The 14612-nt window shown below is 64.6% G+C and carries 14 protein-coding genes; 3 read left to right on the top strand and 11 right to left on the bottom strand.

The window, feature by feature from the left end; genetic code table 11:
* Positions 1 to 306 precede the first annotated feature (306 nt).
* Positions 307 to 1395: a glycosyltransferase family protein gene (locus tag L9O85_RS12075; RefSeq protein WP_108980630.1), complete on the bottom strand. Its 1089-nt coding sequence runs from the start codon at positions 1393 to 1395 to the stop codon at positions 307 to 309.
* 170 nt (positions 1396 to 1565) lie between these two features.
* On the opposite strand from L9O85_RS12075, the gene L9O85_RS12070 reads away from it, so the two are divergent.
* Entirely contained in the window at positions 1566 to 2120 is a 555-nt protein-coding gene (locus tag L9O85_RS12070) for a phosphatase PAP2 family protein (protein ID WP_276853487.1), read from the top strand.
* 73 nt (positions 2121 to 2193) lie between these two features.
* Here the strand turns inward: L9O85_RS12070 and L9O85_RS12065 are convergent, their stop codons facing one another.
* The 5 genes from L9O85_RS12065 to L9O85_RS12045 form a co-directional block, all read right to left on the bottom strand.
* Entirely contained in the window at positions 2194 to 3042 is an 849-nt protein-coding gene (locus tag L9O85_RS12065; protein ID WP_202973708.1) for a metal ABC transporter permease, read from the bottom strand.
* Positions 3039 to 3854 carry a metal ABC transporter ATP-binding protein gene (locus L9O85_RS12060; protein WP_050623567.1) on the bottom strand — a complete coding sequence of 272 codons (816 nt, stop codon included), beginning with the start codon at positions 3852 to 3854 and terminating at the stop codon, positions 3039 to 3041. Before L9O85_RS12060 ends, L9O85_RS12065 begins: the two co-directional genes overlap by 4 nt.
* Positions 3851 to 4795, bottom strand: coding sequence for a metal ABC transporter substrate-binding protein (locus L9O85_RS12055; RefSeq protein ID WP_108980631.1), 945 nt, complete (start codon positions 4793 to 4795; stop codon positions 3851 to 3853). The genes L9O85_RS12060 and L9O85_RS12055 overlap by 4 nt, the downstream gene beginning before the upstream one ends.
* Positions 4796 to 4929: 134 nt before the next feature.
* A complete protein-coding gene (locus L9O85_RS12050; RefSeq protein WP_108980632.1) occupies positions 4930 to 6036 on the bottom strand; it encodes a DUF3810 domain-containing protein in 1107 nt (368 codons plus the stop codon).
* 18 nt (positions 6037 to 6054) lie between these two features.
* Positions 6055 to 7239, bottom strand: a complete 1185-nt coding sequence (locus tag L9O85_RS12045) for a tRNA(Met) cytidine acetate ligase (RefSeq protein WP_301578733.1) — start codon at positions 7237 to 7239, stop codon at positions 6055 to 6057.
* A 184-nt stretch (positions 7240 to 7423) separates the two neighbouring features.
* Between L9O85_RS12045 and L9O85_RS12040 the strand changes: the two genes are divergently transcribed.
* Positions 7424 to 8629 carry an acetate/propionate family kinase gene (locus tag L9O85_RS12040; RefSeq protein ID WP_050623571.1) on the top strand — a complete coding sequence of 402 codons (1206 nt, stop codon included), beginning with the start codon at positions 7424 to 7426 and terminating at the stop codon, positions 8627 to 8629.
* Between the two features lie 152 nt (positions 8630 to 8781).
* Here L9O85_RS12040 and L9O85_RS12035 read toward each other — a convergent pair whose 3' ends face one another.
* The 5 genes from L9O85_RS12035 to L9O85_RS12015 all read right to left on the bottom strand — a co-directional run bounded on the left by L9O85_RS12035 (position 8782) and on the right by L9O85_RS12015 (position 14201).
* Positions 8782 to 11094 carry an ATP-dependent Clp protease ATP-binding subunit gene (locus L9O85_RS12035; RefSeq protein WP_301578732.1) on the bottom strand — a complete coding sequence of 771 codons (2313 nt, stop codon included), beginning with the start codon at positions 11092 to 11094 and terminating at the stop codon, positions 8782 to 8784.
* A gap of 114 nt (positions 11095 to 11208) precedes the next feature.
* A complete protein-coding gene (locus L9O85_RS12030; RefSeq protein WP_050623573.1) occupies positions 11209 to 11976 on the bottom strand; it encodes a CvpA family protein in 768 nt (255 codons plus the stop codon).
* A 35-nt stretch (positions 11977 to 12011) separates the two neighbouring features.
* Positions 12012 to 13190: a DUF5711 family protein gene (locus L9O85_RS12025; RefSeq protein ID WP_108980634.1), complete on the bottom strand. Its 1179-nt coding sequence runs from the start codon at positions 13188 to 13190 to the stop codon at positions 12012 to 12014.
* 41 nt (positions 13191 to 13231) lie between these two features.
* Complete coding sequence (truA, locus tag L9O85_RS12020; protein ID WP_301578730.1) at positions 13232 to 13984, bottom strand: tRNA pseudouridine(38-40) synthase TruA; 753 nt, start codon at positions 13982 to 13984, stop codon at positions 13232 to 13234.
* A 43-nt stretch (positions 13985 to 14027) separates the two neighbouring features.
* Positions 14028 to 14201 carry a helix-turn-helix domain-containing protein gene (locus L9O85_RS12015; protein ID WP_301578729.1) on the bottom strand — a complete coding sequence of 58 codons (174 nt, stop codon included), beginning with the start codon at positions 14199 to 14201 and terminating at the stop codon, positions 14028 to 14030.
* Positions 14202 to 14339: 138 nt separating this feature from the next.
* Between L9O85_RS12015 and L9O85_RS12010 the strand changes: the two genes are divergently transcribed.
* Positions 14340 to 14609, top strand: a complete 270-nt coding sequence (locus tag L9O85_RS12010; protein WP_301578728.1) for a hypothetical protein — start codon at positions 14340 to 14342, stop codon at positions 14607 to 14609.
* Positions 14610 to 14612: the final 3 nt, after the last annotated feature.

Here is a 14612-nt window from a genome sequence, read left to right as displayed (position 1 = left end):
AGGCGAAAAGGAGCGGCCCGGACCGCTCTCCCCGGGGAAAAGATTCAGGCCGCCCGCCTGGAACGGACAGCCTGGGATCGCTTACCTGTTATTTTTGGGCGCACAAATCCCCCCGCAGGATGCTGTGCTGCCGACAGATGGAAGACAGGCACACAAACATAGGAGGACCTCCTTGCCCAACAATGAATGGACTTTCATTTTATCGAAAAATCCCGATATTTGCAAGGGGGCAGGGCATTTTTGTCAGCTTCCACAAGGAGCGGGAGAAAAAATGACAGGGAAGTCGTCAGGACGGCGGGGGCGGGCTCACAGCAGGCCCGCCGTGACCAGGATGCGCTTGACCTCGTCGGCCCGCCGTGACCAGGCGGCGGCCGCACCGTAGTCCCGGCGGCGCTGATCCACCCAGCCCGGGTCCTCCGCCAGCGCCTGCTGGCACAGATGGAGGAACTCCTCCGGGGAGTGGGCGCCGTAGACCACATCGGGGAAGAGCTCCACCTGTTCCGGCCACAGCATGGATACGATGGGCTTGCCGGTGGAGAGATACTCATAGAGCCGGGGCGGGACCACGTCGTTATAGGGCTGGCTGTCCCGCAGCAGGTCCAGCAGAACCTGGCAGCGGCCCAAATAGTCGGGGACCTCCACCAGCGGGCAGGGGCCGGCCAGCATCACATTGGACAGGCGGGAGAGACGGCGCAGCAGAGGGTTTTCTTCCCGGCGCCCCAGCAGCAGGAAGGTCCAGGCGGGCCGGGCCTGGGCGGCATAGAGGATGGGGGTCAAATCCAGGTCGGCATGGATGGTGCCTGCCCAGCCCAGCAGGGGCCCGGGCAGGTGGTCCAGCTCCCCCCGACGCCCGGCGGAGCCCGCGGCGGCGAAGAGAGGGTAATTCACCCCGTTGGGAAGCAGCGCGATGTTGCCGCTGCACGGGGAGAGGCGGTCGGCCAACCCTGGGGAAGCGGCAAAGACCACGTCCGCCGCACCAGCCAGACTGCCCTCCCACCGGTCGGGCAGCTCGTCCCACACCTGGTCGCAGTCGTAGACCAGACCGTCGTACTCCAGCGCATCCAGGGCGTGGATATGGACAGGGGAGGTGGTCCACAGAAGGGGACGGCGGAAGCGGTGCCGGGCCAGCTTGTCGGCGAGAAAGCGGATCTGGCGCTGCCGGGAGAGCCGGAACAGCCGGTCGTGGCGCTCATCCACAGGGAGGGCGGGGGGCATGGTATAGACGGTGACGTTGGGGCGGACCTTCCTGCCCGGCTGGCGCCAGCGTTGATCCAACAGTCCGCCGCCGGGGCAGAAGTAGAGGACCTGGGCGTCCTTGAGCCGGGTGATCAGGTGCTGGGTCCGGCCGGGGGTGGGGCTCCAGGGCTCGGTGGAGAGACAGACGACTTGCTTCAAAAGGGAGGACCTCCCGTGTTCTCATGATCTAACAAAAACGGCTTGCCTCGGGCCCGGGAGCAGGGTATAATATCCCTGCCGGCCGGTCGGGCTTTGACCGGTCATATCTCACTTTATTATAGTCCCGGGGCCCCGGCGGGTCAAGGGAAGGAAAGGCAGGAAGTTTTTCCATGTTATCCGTGCTTCAGACATTGGATGGAGGGGCCTTGCTCTGGATCCAGGAGAACCTGCGGGGACTGTTGGACCCCGTCGTGGAGGGATATACTACACTGGGCAACACCGGCCTGATGTGGATCGTGCTCTCTCTAGCCATGCTGTGCTGGAAGCCTACCCGGAAAGCGGGGGTGGCGGCCCTGGCGGCCATGGTGCTGGGGCTGCTGTGTACCAACGTGGTCCTCAAGCATCTGGTGGCCCGCCCCCGCCCCTGGCTGGATGTGGCGGGGCTGGTGCCGCTGATCCAGGAGCCGGACCCCAACTCCTTTCCCTCAGGGCATACCTGTGCTGCCTTTGCGGCAGCATCCGCCTGGTGGCGGACGCTGCCCAGGAGATGGATGAGGTGGACCGGGCTGGTGCTGGCGGTGTGCATGGGCCTGTCCCGCCTGTATGTGGGGGTCCACTACCCCAGCGATGTGATCGCAGGGGCACTGGTAGGCCTGTTCTGCGGCTGGGCGGCCTGGAAGCTGCTGCAGCTGTGGGAGGAGCGGCGGGGATCTAGGCTCCGCTGAATTGCCATAGAGGAGCGCAGAAGCGCCGCCCGGCATCTAAACAGATGCCGGACGGCGCTTTTCTCTTGGGAGTTCATCCCCGCTTTCGCAGCAGGAAGGTGACCAGAAAGATGCCGGCCAGATACAGGGTGATGGAGGCGCCGGCGGAGGAACCGATGTAGTAGGAGGTCATCAGCCCGGCGATCCCGGCGCCCACCGCGAAGAGCAGGGAGCACAGGTGGTATTGGAACATGTTCCGGGAGATGTTCCGTGCCGCGGCGGCGGGGAGGACCAGGAGGGAGTTGATGACCAGCAGGCCCACCCAGGTCATGGACACCGTGACCACCACGGCGATGGCGGCGGAGAACAGGGCCTCCTGCCAGAAGACGCGGACCCCGCGGCTGTCCGCCAGGGCAGGATGGACCGCGGAGAGCATCAGGTGGTTGAAGGACAGACCCCACAGGGCCAGGACCAGCAGCAGGATCAGGGCCAGCAGGCCGATCTTGCCGGGCTCCACCGAGAGGATGTCGCCGATGAGCAGACTGTTGAATTTGGTAAAGGAGCGGCTGCCCAGGGTGGAGATGAAGATGCCCAGTGCCACCGCAGTGGAGGAGAAGACGCCGATGACCGTGTCGCTGGCCAGCCGGGTGCGGCGGCGGACAAAGTTGAAAAGCAGGGCAAAGACCAGGGAGAAGAGGACGGCGGCCCAGGTGGGCTCGGAGAAGCCGCAAAGGGCACCGATGGCCATGCCGGTGAAGGCGGAGTGGCCCAGGGCGTCGGAGAAAAAGGACATCCGGCTGTGGACCACCATGGTGGACAGGATGCCGAACAGAGGGGAGATGACTAGCACCGCCAGCAGGGCGTTTTTCATGAAGTACATGGAACCGGGCTGGGCCCACTCAAAGGGCAGCAGGTCCACCAGTGCGTACCAGAGCTCCATCATGCCTGTCCCCCTTTCCCCACCCGCAGGTGGAAGGTCTCATAAAATTCCGGGGAGGAGAGCACCTCGTCCGGCGGGCCTGACTTGAGCACCCGGCGGTTGAGGAGGATAACCTTGTCGGCGAACTGGCCCAGGGTGGCGAAGTCGTGGGTGGACAGGAAGATGGACAGGTCATAGCTGGTGCGGATCTCATCCAGCATCTCCAGCAGCTGGTGCTCCCCCTCGATATCCACACCGGACAGGGGCTCGTCCAGGATCAAAATATGGGGTAGCGGCTCCAGGGCCATGGCCAGAAGCACCCGCTGGAGCTGGCCGCCGGACAGGCCTCCCATGGGCTTGTCCAGCAGGTCCTCCCCATGGACTCGGGCCAGACAGCGGGCCACCAGCTCCCGGTGGCGCCTGGGCACGGGCAGGCAGACAGGCCAGCGGGTGACGGCGGCGGCGAAGAAGTCCAGTACGCTCACCGGGTCCCCCCGGTCAAAGCTGGGGGACTGGGGCACATAGCCGATGAGGGGGCGGGTCCCCCGGGCGGCGAGGGGAGCGTTGGCCCCGTCGGACAGCCGGACGGCAGGCCCGCCGGCAGGGGAGAAGGTGATGGTGCCGGAGTATGGCATCTGCCCCAGGATGCTGCGGAACAGGGAGGACTTGCCCGCCCCGTTGGGGCCGATGAGGGCGGCGATCTCCCCGCAGTGGAGGTGGAAGGACACATCCTCCAGGATGTCCTCCCCTTGGATGTGGACCGACAGGCCCTCCAGCTTCAGGCAGCAGGCGTCGGAGCAGCCCCCGGCCAGCCTGCCGTGCTTGATCTTTCTCACAGCTGATCCAACTCCTCTCCCCCGAAGAAGGATACGATGGTGTTCACGTTGCTCCGCACGCCTTCCAGATAGGTGGACAGGTCCCCCTCCTCCGGGCCGTCCATGAGCATGGTGAGCTGGGCCACCTGACAGCCGGTTTCCCGGGAGATGGCGTTGGCGGTGGCGTCGGAGCCGTTGACCTCGGTGAAGATGACGGGCAGCTGGTGCTCCTTCACCAGCTGGGTGATCTCATTGATCTCCATGGCGCTGGCCTCGCTGCCCTCCTCCTCCTCGATGGAGGCCAGCAGGGGCAGGCCCAGTGCCTGGGCAAAGTAGCGGAAGCCGTCGTGGAAGGTGATGAGGGCCGCGCCTTCTGCCCCCTCCAGGGCCTGGGTGCAGTCGCCGGCAAAGCTGGGCAGCTGGCCGGCGGCCTCCTCCCCATTGCGGGCGTAGGCGTCTCCGTGGTCCGGGTCCGCCAGGGCGAAGCCCTCCTGGAGATTGCGCACCATGACGGCGGCGTTTCCCGGGTCCATCCAGTAGTGGGGGTCCCAGTGGCCGTGGTCGTGGCCACCGTCTCCCTCCTCGTGGATGTGGTCCGCGTTTTCAAGCAGCGCCACCCCCTGAGAGCAGTCGATGACCGCCGCGCTGGAGGCGGCCAGGGCGTCATCCATAAAGTCCTCCAGCCCGGCGCCGTTCATGGCGATGACATCCGCACCCTCGATCTTTTTCATGTCGTCCACCGACAGGGTATAGTCGTGGAGGCAGCTCACAGAGCCGGTGTTCAGCCGCTCCACGGTGACGCCCTCCACGCCCTGGGCAACGGTCCGGGCGAAGAGATAGACCGGATAGGTGGTGGCCAGGACGGTCAGCCCCTCCTCCTGGGAGGAGCCCGAGGGGGCCTGGGTGCAGCCGGGAAGCAGGAGCAGGACGGACAGGAGCATGGATAAAATGGGTCGTTTCATGGGATACCTCAAATTTCATCAGAGTGGATCGAATCATATTATTATAGCGCGATGGCGGGGATTTGTAAACGGATAGCGGGGAAAGTCTCTTTTTGCCCCGGCAGAAGGGAGAAGAACACTCCGCCCGTCAGGGCTCAGAAGGCGCCGGCTTCGTCGCCGAACCAGGTCACCAGCAGGTCCACGCAGGCACCGTAGGACTGGATGCCCAGATCTTGGCCGTTGCTCTTCAGAAAGGTGTCAAAGGTCTGGGCAGCGGCCTCCTCCACGGGGGACTCCAGAGCACGCCAATAGGCGTTGTTGTCCTCCCAATCGGTGGACAGCTCCGGTGTAAAGGAGGCCGCCGCGATCTGATACCACAGATCCGGGGAGACGGCGTAGAGGGCGTTGCACAGCTGGATCAGGCCCATCAGCCATCCGGAGTACTGGAACACCGGATCGCCGCAGGACACCGCCGCGGCGATGCCCACAAAATTGGCCTCCAGCTCGGAGAAGACCATCCGCTGGTGGGACATCTCGTGGGCGATGGTGGCCGGCACCAGGCAGGCGGGAGCGTCCACGTTGACATTGGCCTCGCCGGTGAAAGGGAAGTAGACGCCGGTGAAGCCCATCATGCTCTGCAGCCGGGAGAAGAACATGGGCTTGCAGGGCACGGAGGGCATAGCCAGACAGGGGAGCTTCTGCTCCAGCTCCTCATAGACGGAGACTCCCCGGCGGAAACAGTCGTCCAGATCCTCAGCGAAGTGGCCCTCGCTGTCTCGGACCATCTGGGTGGAGAGGTCTGCGGCCTGGCAGGCAAAGTACAGCGTGACCTGGGCCAGGGTGGACACGGTGTAGGGCCGGGTCTCCAGACCGCTCTTTTCTGCGAAGGAGGCGGAGTAGTAGCCCGCAGACCAAAGCCAGCAGTAGCCGGTCCATACCCAAAGCAGGGCACAGAGCAGGCAGACCAGCCGCCGGCCCAGCTCATGCGGAGCGTGGAGCCGGACGGCCAGCACCGTGCCGCGGATGAGGCAGAGAGCGCAGGCGGTGAGAAAGACCGTGACCAGCACCTCCGCCAGGGAGAAGGGAAGCGGGGCAGACAGGCGGCCCAGAAGCTGCTCCGCCGGTGCCATGACATGGATGACCCAGCCGTCCATCAGGGCCTGACGGCCCCGAAACAGGTAGAAGAGAAGAGAGAGCAGGACAGGGGGGAGCAGGGGTAGGAGCGGACGCAGGCGGCGGGTGGTTTTTTCCTTGGTTTCCATGGGACCTCCTGGGACGGGTCAGATCAGGACGGGGCCGGTGGTCCACTCCAGTCCGCCGGGGCGGGGAGTGGAGAAACACAGGCCGTACAGGTCGGTGCAGCGGGCCTCCAGCTGGAAGAGTCTGCGGCCCGGCCCGTCCAGGGACCGGGCGTGGGCCGGCTTGGTGAGGATGGGGAGGGAGGCCGCTCCCTTCATGGCCCGCAGGAGCTCCTGCCCCCGTGGGGTGAAGCCCAGAACCCGGAGGTAGGGCGGGGCAGCCGGGCGGTCGGCGGCGGTCAGGCCCAGGAAGGCCCACAGCAGGAGACGGCGCAGGCGGGCGTGGGAGTACCGCTTGGTCTTGGCCAGGGTGAGAAATTCCTCCACAGACAGGGCCCTGCTTCCCGCCTGGACGAGCCGGGCAGGAAGCCCCTCCTCCACACCGGAGTCCGGGAGGAGGGCCCACTCCGCCTGGGACAGAGAGCGGACACGGGCCAGGAGGGCACGCTCCAGGTGGGACAGGGAGGCGGGCTCCAGCTCCTCCGGCCAGGGGGCGGGCAGGAAACAGTCTGCCAGGTCCCGCCGGCCGGCGGCAATCCACTCCCGGAGGATGGAGGCGGAGGCGAAGCCCTCCGCGGGGCGCGGGGCGTCGTGGCCCGCTCCCTGGCGGGGGACCGCCAGCACCTGGGGGGACCAGCCCAGGGCGGAGGCGGCCCGCAGGTACTCCACCCCCAGGTTGTCATTGGGACGGGAGAGGACCTTCGCCCGCTCCGATCCCAGCAGGGCCGCCACCACAGCCTGGCGGCAGGCGGCGAAGGGCATCCCTTCGTCCAGAAAGCGGCTCAGGCCCGCCCGGTATGCCTCGCTGTCCAGGCAGGCGGCCGCCGCGGCCAGGGCGGCCGGGTCCCCGCTCTCGCTGCCGAAGGAGAGGACGTCCACCACGCCGCAGGCCCGGAGCAGGGCGACGGCGCCCGTAGCAAAGGACTCGGCGGCGGAGGCCGCCCACACTGTGGGCAGCTCCAGCACCAGGTCCGCCCCCCCGGCCAGGGCCCAGCCCGCCCGGGTCCACTTGTCCGCTGCGGCGCAGGCGCCCCGCTGGACCCAGTTGCCGCTCATGACAGCGACGACGGCGCAGTCCGCACCCAGGAGCCCCCGGGTGCGGGCGATCTGATAGGCGTGGCCAGTGTGGAAGGGATTGTATTCGGCTACGATACCGGCAGTTTTCAAACGGAACGCCCCCTGTCTGATAGGATGTCTGTATGGAGATGCTTGAAAAAATGTATGATGAAATCCAAAAAAATGGTTGTCCTCCAGGGGAAAAAGCAGTAGAATGATTCCATCAGGTACAGATACAGTTTAGTACATTCCGCCCAGATAGGCAACAAAAACTGTGAAAAGGAGATCGTTTCCCATGAATATTCTGGTCATCAACGCCGGCAGCTCCTCCCTGAAGTATCAGCTGCTCAACCCCGAGACCCAGCAGGTGCTGGCCAAGGGCCTTTGCGAGCGCATCGGCATCGACGGCAAGTTCACCTATAAGCCCCAGATGGAGGGCAAGCAGGTGCTGGACGCTATCGACATTGCCATGCCCACCCACTCTGAGGCCATCCAGGCTGTGCTGGACGCCCTGGTGGACAAGGACAACGGCGTGATCGGCTCCATGAAGGAGATCGACGCGGTGGGTCACCGGGTGGTCCACGGCGGCGAGGCTTTCAACCAGTCTGTCCTCATCACCGACGAGGTGATGAAGGCTCTGGAGGACTGCATCCCCCTGGCGCCTCTCCACAATCCCGCCAACATCACCGGCATCAACGCCTGCACCGCCGTCATGGGCAAGGACGTGCCTCAGGTGGCCGTGTTCGACACCGCCTTCCACCAGACCATGCCCGCCAAGGCTTACATGTACGCGCTGCCCTACGAGTACTATGAGAAGGACAAGGTCCGCCGCTACGGCTTCCACGGCACCAGCCACAAGTACGTAGCCGGCCGCGCCGCCGCCATGCTGGGCAAGCCCATCGAGGAGCTCAAGCTGATCTCCTGCCACCTGGGCAATGGCTCCTCCGTCACCGCTATCGATGGGGGCAAGAGCGTGGACACCACCATGGGCTTCACCCCTCTGGCCGGACTCCCCATGGGCACCCGCTCCGGCGACCTGGACGCCGGCATCCTGGAGTATATCATGGGCAAGTACGGCTATGACATCAAGGAGATGGTGTCTATCCTGAACAAGAAGTCCGGCGTGCAGGGCGTGTCCGGCGTGTCCTCCGACTTCCGTGACCTGGAGAACGCCCACAAGGAAGGCAACGAGCGGGCTGGCCTGGCGGTGGATATGTTCAACTACGGGGTGAAGAAGTACATTGGCGCATATGCCGCCGCCATGGGCGGCGTGGATGCCATCATCTTCACCGCCGGCGTGGGCGAGAACTCCGCCTCCCAGCGCCTGGCCATCGCTTCCGACCTGGAGTTCATGGGGGTCAAGATGGACGCCGAGGCCAACAGTGTCCGGGGGAAGGAGACCGTCATCTCCGCCGCCGACTCCAAGGTGAAGGTGCTGCTGATCCCCACCAATGAGGAGCTTATGATCGCTATGGATACCGCCGCCATCGCCAAGGGCTGAGCGCGGTCCTGAAAACAAAAAACGCCCGGCAGTCACAGACTGCCGGGCGTTTTTTGATGTCGTTCCGGGCCCCTTTTTGTGCCCACACGCTCTTGGGGAGAAAGATGGCGGCGGCAGCGCCGCCAGAGGGACGCAAAAGGACTTGGGGATCTTTACAGGGCGGACAGGACCAGCTGCTCGCCGTCGGAGGAGGCATCCAGCCGGGCGACCGGGTGCTGCCAGCTGTCGATGATGCGGGAGGCGATGGCATCCTCCAGCTCCTTCTGGATCAGGCGGCGCAGGTTGCGGGCGCCGTAGGCGGCGGAATAGGACTTTTCCACCAGATAGTCCAGCAGGCTGTCCTGCCAGGTGAAGACGATGCCCTTCTCGGCCAGGGAGTCCTGGAGCTCCTGGAGCATCAGGGCGGCGATGGCCTTGAAGTTGTCCTCTGTGAGCTGGTTGAAGTAGACGATCTCGTCTACCCGGTTGATGAACTCGGGCCGCAGGAACTCCTGAAGGGCCTTCATGGCCCGCTCCCTGCCCTGTTCATTGGCGGTGCGGGCGAAGCCCACAGAGCCCGATTTGGTGTTGCTGCCGGCGTTGGAGGTCATGACGATGACTGTATTTTCAAAGTTCACCGTCCGGCCGTGGGCGTCGGTGATCCGGCCGTCATCCAGGATCTGGAGCAGGATGTTGAGCACGTCGGGGTGGGCCTTCTCGATCTCATCGAAGAGAATGACGGAGTAGGGCTTGCGGCGGATCTTCTCTGTCAGCTGGCCCGCCTCGTCATAGCCCACATACCCCGGGGGGGAGCCGATGATGCGGGAGACCGCGTGCTTCTCCATGAACTCCGACATGTCCAGCCGGATCAGGGACTCCGGCGTGTTGAACAGGTCGTGGGCCAGCTGCTTCACCAGCTCGGTCTTGCCCACGCCGGTGGAGCCCACAAAGATGAAGGACACCGGCTTGCGCTTGGGGCTGATGCCCACACGGCCCCGCCGGATGGCGGAGGAGACGGCGTGGACCGCCTCATCCTGACCGATGATGTGCTGCTTCAGCCGCTCCTCCAGCCGGGCCAGGCGCTGGTACTCACGTTCCTGGATCTGGCTGGCGGGGATCTTGGTCCACAGCTCGATGACGTTGGCCAGATGCTCCACCGTCAGGGCGGGGGTGGGGGCGGCGTCCAGCTGTCCCTTCTCCTGCTCCAGCCGAAGCTCCTGGCTGCGGATGGCGGCAAGCCGGGCATAGGACTCCTCGGTGGCGGCGGCCATCATGACCTCTTTCTCCTTGTCCAGGTCGGCCAGCTCCTTATCCACCTCGGCCCGGCGGGCCAGAGTGCGGTTCTCCAGGTTCACATTGGAGCAGGCCTCGTCGATGAGGTCGATGGCCTTGTCGGGCAGATAGCGGTCGGTGATATACCGCTCGCTCATGGTGACGGCCAGGCGGCACATCTCAGGGGAGATGACTACCTGGTGGTAGGCCTCGTAGTAGGGGGCAATGCCCTCGATGATCTGCACGCTGTCCTCGATGGAGGGCTCCTCCACGATGACGGGCTGGAAGCGCCGTTCCAGGGCGGTGTCCTTCTCAATGTGCTTGCGGTACTCATTGAGGGTGGTGGCGCCGATGACCTGGAGCTCCCCCCGGCTCAGGGCGGGCTTGAGGATATTGGCGGCGTTCATGGAGCCCTCGGCATCGCCGGCGCCCACGATGTTGTGGACCTCGTCGATGACAAGGATGATATTGCCCAGCTTTTTGATCTCCTCAATGAGGCCCTTCATCCGGCTCTCGAACTGGCCGCGGAACTGGGTGCCCGCCACCAGGGCGGTGAGGTCCAGCAGATAGACCTCCTTGTCCAGCAGCTTATAGGGCACGTCGCCCTTGGCGATCTTCATGGCCAGCCCCTCGGCGATGGCGGTCTTGCCCACGCCGGGCTCGCCGATGAGACAGGGGTTGTTCTTCTGGCGGCGGTTGAGGATCTGGATGACCCGCTCCAGCTCCCGCTCCCGGCCGATGAGCCGGTCCAGCTTGCCCTCCTGGGCGCGCTGGGTCAGGGAGATGCAGTAGTTCTCCAGAAACTTCCGCTTCACGGGGCGCTCCTGCCCCTTGCCGCCGTTCTTGTCCGGCCGGGGGGCGGCGTCCTTCTTGGGCTCGGCGTCCCCGCCGGCGGCGCCGGCGCCGAAAAGCTGGTTCAGGAAGGGGAAGGTGGCGGTGCGTCCGTCGTCCTCGTCCCCGTCCTCCCGGTCCTGGGGCATCAGTCCCTCCATCCCCTCGGCCCCGCCGAAGGCGGACATCATCTCACTGGTGAGGTTTTCCAGGTCCTCGTCGGTGATGCCCATCTTCTGGATCATGTCGTCGATGGGCTTGATGCCCAGCTCCTTGGCGCACTTGAGGCACAGTCCCTCATTTTTGGACTGGCCGCCTTCCAATTTGGTGATAAAGACCACCGCCACATGCTTGTGGCAGCGGCTGCACATGGTGGGCTGCATCTATGCAAACACTCCTTCCGGGAGAGAGAAATTTTTTGGAACAAAGACAGGATAACCCCGAAATGTGAACTTGTCGTGAATTCGCAAGAAAAGGCTGGGAACACAGAGAGAAACTCAACGAAAGAGCAGGGGCGCCAGCAGGGAGAGAGGGGTGTGGGTGCAGAAAAAGCGGAGGAGCACCGTCCCCTCCACCGCCTCCTGGGAGATCAGGGAGCCCCTCAGGAGCCAGCAGAGGATGAACACGATCAGTCCCCCCTTCACCAGCCCGAGGGCGGCGCCGCTCCAGTGGTTCAGGGTGGACAGGACAGGCAGCTTGCAGGCCAGGTCCAGCACCCGGCTCAGCAGCAGCCAGAGAAGCAGGACCAGGGCAAAGGAGACCAGGAAGAGGAACATCCGGGTCAGCTCCAGGGCCAGATAATCCGCCACCGCCCGGGCGGCGGAGGTAGTGACCTCCATCACCCCATCCTGGATGGCATCCTGGATGGGCTGGATAAAGTGCTGGTACAGGCTGGAGGCCTGAAGGGCGTCCAGGACCTCGTCCAGGGGGAGCTGGGCGAGCCAGTCCTCCTCGCCTTCCTGGCCCTCTTCCCCGCTGAAGGCGTCCGAAAGGGCGGGGGGCTGAGAGGCCTCGGAGGTCTCAGGCGGGGGGAGCACCGCATGGGTCTGTTCCTCCAGCACCTGAGTGATGCTCCGTTCCAGAGCGGGCTGGATCAGGCGGCTCATGGGCCGGGCCAGCTGGCTGGAGATGACGGTGGCACCGATGAAGGCCACAAAGACGGCCAGCAGGGAGCACAGCGTCAGCACAAAGCCGCGGCGGTAGCCCTTCCAGGCGGTGAGGAGGAGCAGGATGAGGATGACAACATCAAAAATCACAAAAGACATCAAAATACCTCGCTTGGATCAGGAGAAAAGGGAACTCAGGAGGGGATATAGAGCCAGGCCTGCTGGCTGTCGGCCAGCAGGGCGCTGCCGTTGGGGGAGAGGGCGGTGAAGCGGGCGTCCTGGGTGTCCTCCAGGGCGCGGTAGAGGGACATGTCCCGGGTGTAGATCTCCAGGCCGCTGCCGGTGAGCAGGGACAGGTAGCGCCCGGCGGCGGAGAAGGAGAGCACCTGCCCCCGGAGGGGGGCCTGGGCGATGAGCTGGCACTGGGGGTCGATGGTGAGCACCTGCTCGGCACCGCCGGCCTGGTAGCGGCCCAGCAGGAGCACTGCGAAGCCGTCCCCGCCCAGGTGGCAGCCCTTGAGGTAGCTGCGGCCAAAGGAGTAGGTCTCATAATCGGAGCCGTCGGCGGCCACCGAGAGCAGGCGGTCCTCCCCCAGAACCCACAGCTGCTCCGCCTCATAGTCCAGGTCCAGCACCGCCAGGTTGCCCAGGGAGAGGGTGGCGGAGGGCTCACTGCTGTCCACCGGATAGAGGAGGAGCTGACTGAAAAAGGAGCCGTTCTCCTGCCCGATGGTGATCACGGCCACCGTCTTGCTGTCCGGAGAGACAGCGGCGTCGGCCACGAACACACTGGAAAAGTTCAGCTGGATGATCTCCTTCCGGCTGGTGCTGTTGACGTTGTACACCGTGACCGAGCCCTTATAGCCGCTCTGCTGGGCGGTAACAGCCAGCCAGCCGCTGTCGTTGACCCGGGCGGAGAGGAGGGTGCCGTCCACGTCCAGGGAAAAGGCCTCCTGACCATCCTGAAAGAGAAACAGGCTCTCTCCGCCGGCGTCATAGACCACGCCTGCGGAGGAGGAGGCGGACAGGACGGGCTGGCTGAGGGGGGTGACCTCCTCAGCGTACTGGTCGCCGGAGAAGGAGTAGTAGTGGGCGCCGGCGGCGGAGCACTGAAGGATGCCCCCCTTCAGATAGGCGAAGGAGATGCTGTCCCCGCCCGCGTGGGTGAAGGGGGCGGCGGCGCCGGAGGCGTCGGTCTCCACAGAGCGCAGGGCGAGCCAGCGCTTCACCGCGTCCAGGTTGAACTGGTCCCGGTAGACCACCAGGGTCAGGGCTCCCAGGGCCAAAGCGGCGGTGACCAGCAGAGCCAGCAGCCGGACCAGAATATTCGGTTTTTGGGAGGCGGATGCCTGCTTTGTTGTCTGATCCTTCATGTTACCTCTCTCCCCGGGGCGGGAGGGGGCGCCAGGCCCCCTTACACAACGTCCTCGTCATACCACAGCCTGGTCATATACAGCCCGCCGGGTGGGACGGTGGGGCCGGCGAGGGTGCGGTTGCCCGAGTCCAGGATGGCGGGGATGTCCTCCGGGGCCAGCTTGCCCTCGGCGGCATAGACCACAGTGCCCACCATGGCCCGGACCATGTTGTAGAGGAAGCCGTCGGCGCACACCCGGCACTCGATCAGCTCCCCCTTCCGCTCCACATGGAAGTAGTGGACGGTGCGCACGGTGGTGCGGGTCTCGGTGCCCACGGAGCGCACCGCCCGAAAGTCGTGGGTGCCCACGAACTGGCTGGCGGCCCGCTGCATCACCGACTCGTCCAGATGCTTGGGGTAGAACCAGGCCCGGTCCACATAGAAAGCGTTGCCCAGGCGGGAGTTATAAATGCGGTAGGTGTATTCCTTTTTCCGGCAGGAGCCGATGGCGTTGAATTCCATGGGCACCTGGACGGCCCGGACCACCACGATGTCGTCGGGCAGGCGGGTGTTGACCGCCAGGGGCAGGCGGTCGCAGGGGATGGTGGAGGTGGTGCGGAAGTTGGCCACATAGACCTGGGCGTGGACGCCGGCGTCGGTGCGCCCGGCGCCGGTGCATTTGACCGGGTGGCACACCACGGTGGACAGGGCCCGCTCCAGCGTCTCGGCCACGGTGACGGCGTTTTTCTGGACCTGCCAGCCGTGGTAGGCGGTGCCCACATACATCAGTTTTAAAGCAATGTTTCGTTCCATTTTATCACCAAAGGGGGGCGGATCTTGTCTTTTTCGGGGGCGGTCAGCGGTTGATCTCCCGCTTGTCGGTGCGGCCCATGAGATAGTCCAGACTGACGCCGAAGAAGTCCGCCAGGGCCACCAGGCCCAGTGCGGAAGGGTAAGACACCTGATACTCATAGTCCTGATAGCTGCGCAGCTTCAAACCACAGATCTCCGCCATTTCCCGCTGCTTCAAGCCGCGTTCTTTCCGAAGAAGTCTCAGGCGGGCAGAAAAATTCTCCATAATAACTCCTAAATACATAGTTGACACGCGGTAAAACCGTGCTATAATAAACACGATTATACCGTGTAAAATGTGAGGGAGGAATGAACCATGAATACGCTGTTATACGCAGTATTTCAGGATAATCCGCTTTTGTCAAATGAAATTTACGAATTTTGCAACGGCGTCCCCGATTATGTCAGGGCGGAGCGGGAATATCTCCAGATCGCCCGGCAGGTGGCGGACCGTCTGGGGTATGACCTCTATAACGAATTTGAGGAGAAGCTGAACGACTATATGGCCCAGCAGCTCGACGCCTGCTACCTCTTCGGGCTGGGGCTGCGGCGGGAGCTGGCCGCCGGGCTGATGCTGGAGGAGTGAGGG

Source organism: Lawsonibacter asaccharolyticus, assembly GCF_022453915.1.
In the GTDB taxonomy this organism is placed as follows: Bacteria; Bacillota; Clostridia; order Oscillospirales; family Oscillospiraceae; genus Lawsonibacter; species Lawsonibacter asaccharolyticus.
Note: the sequence above shows the minus strand (reverse complement) of the source record. Positions and strands in the feature narration are given on the sequence as shown.

Bases quoted from the DNA above. Each gene is read 5' to 3' on its own strand.
- L9O85_RS12050 (WP_108980632.1), bottom strand. From the start codon at position 6,036: ATGGAAACCAAGGAAAAAACCACCCGCCGCCTGCGTCCGCTCCTACCC.
- L9O85_RS12010 (WP_301578728.1), top strand. From the start codon at position 14,340: ATGAATACGCTGTTATACGCAGTATTTCAGGATAATCCGCTTTTGTCA.
- L9O85_RS12065 (WP_202973708.1), bottom strand. From the start codon at position 3,042: ATGATGGAGCTCTGGTACGCACTGGTGGACCTGCTGCCCTTTGAGTGG.
- L9O85_RS12070 (WP_276853487.1), top strand. From the start codon at position 1,566: ATGTTATCCGTGCTTCAGACATTGGATGGAGGGGCCTTGCTCTGGATC.
- L9O85_RS12055 (WP_108980631.1), bottom strand. From the start codon at position 4,795: ATGAAACGACCCATTTTATCCATGCTCCTGTCCGTCCTGCTCCTGCTT.
- L9O85_RS12035 (WP_301578732.1), bottom strand. From the start codon at position 11,094: ATGCAGCCCACCATGTGCAGCCGCTGCCACAAGCATGTGGCGGTGGTC.
- L9O85_RS12025 (WP_108980634.1), bottom strand. From the start codon at position 13,190: ATGAAGGATCAGACAACAAAGCAGGCATCCGCCTCCCAAAAACCGAAT.
- truA (WP_301578730.1), bottom strand. From the start codon at position 13,984: ATGGAACGAAACATTGCTTTAAAACTGATGTATGTGGGCACCGCCTAC.
- L9O85_RS12030 (WP_050623573.1), bottom strand. From the start codon at position 11,976: ATGTCTTTTGTGATTTTTGATGTTGTCATCCTCATCCTGCTCCTCCTC.
- L9O85_RS12040 (WP_050623571.1), top strand. From the start codon at position 7,424: ATGAATATTCTGGTCATCAACGCCGGCAGCTCCTCCCTGAAGTATCAG.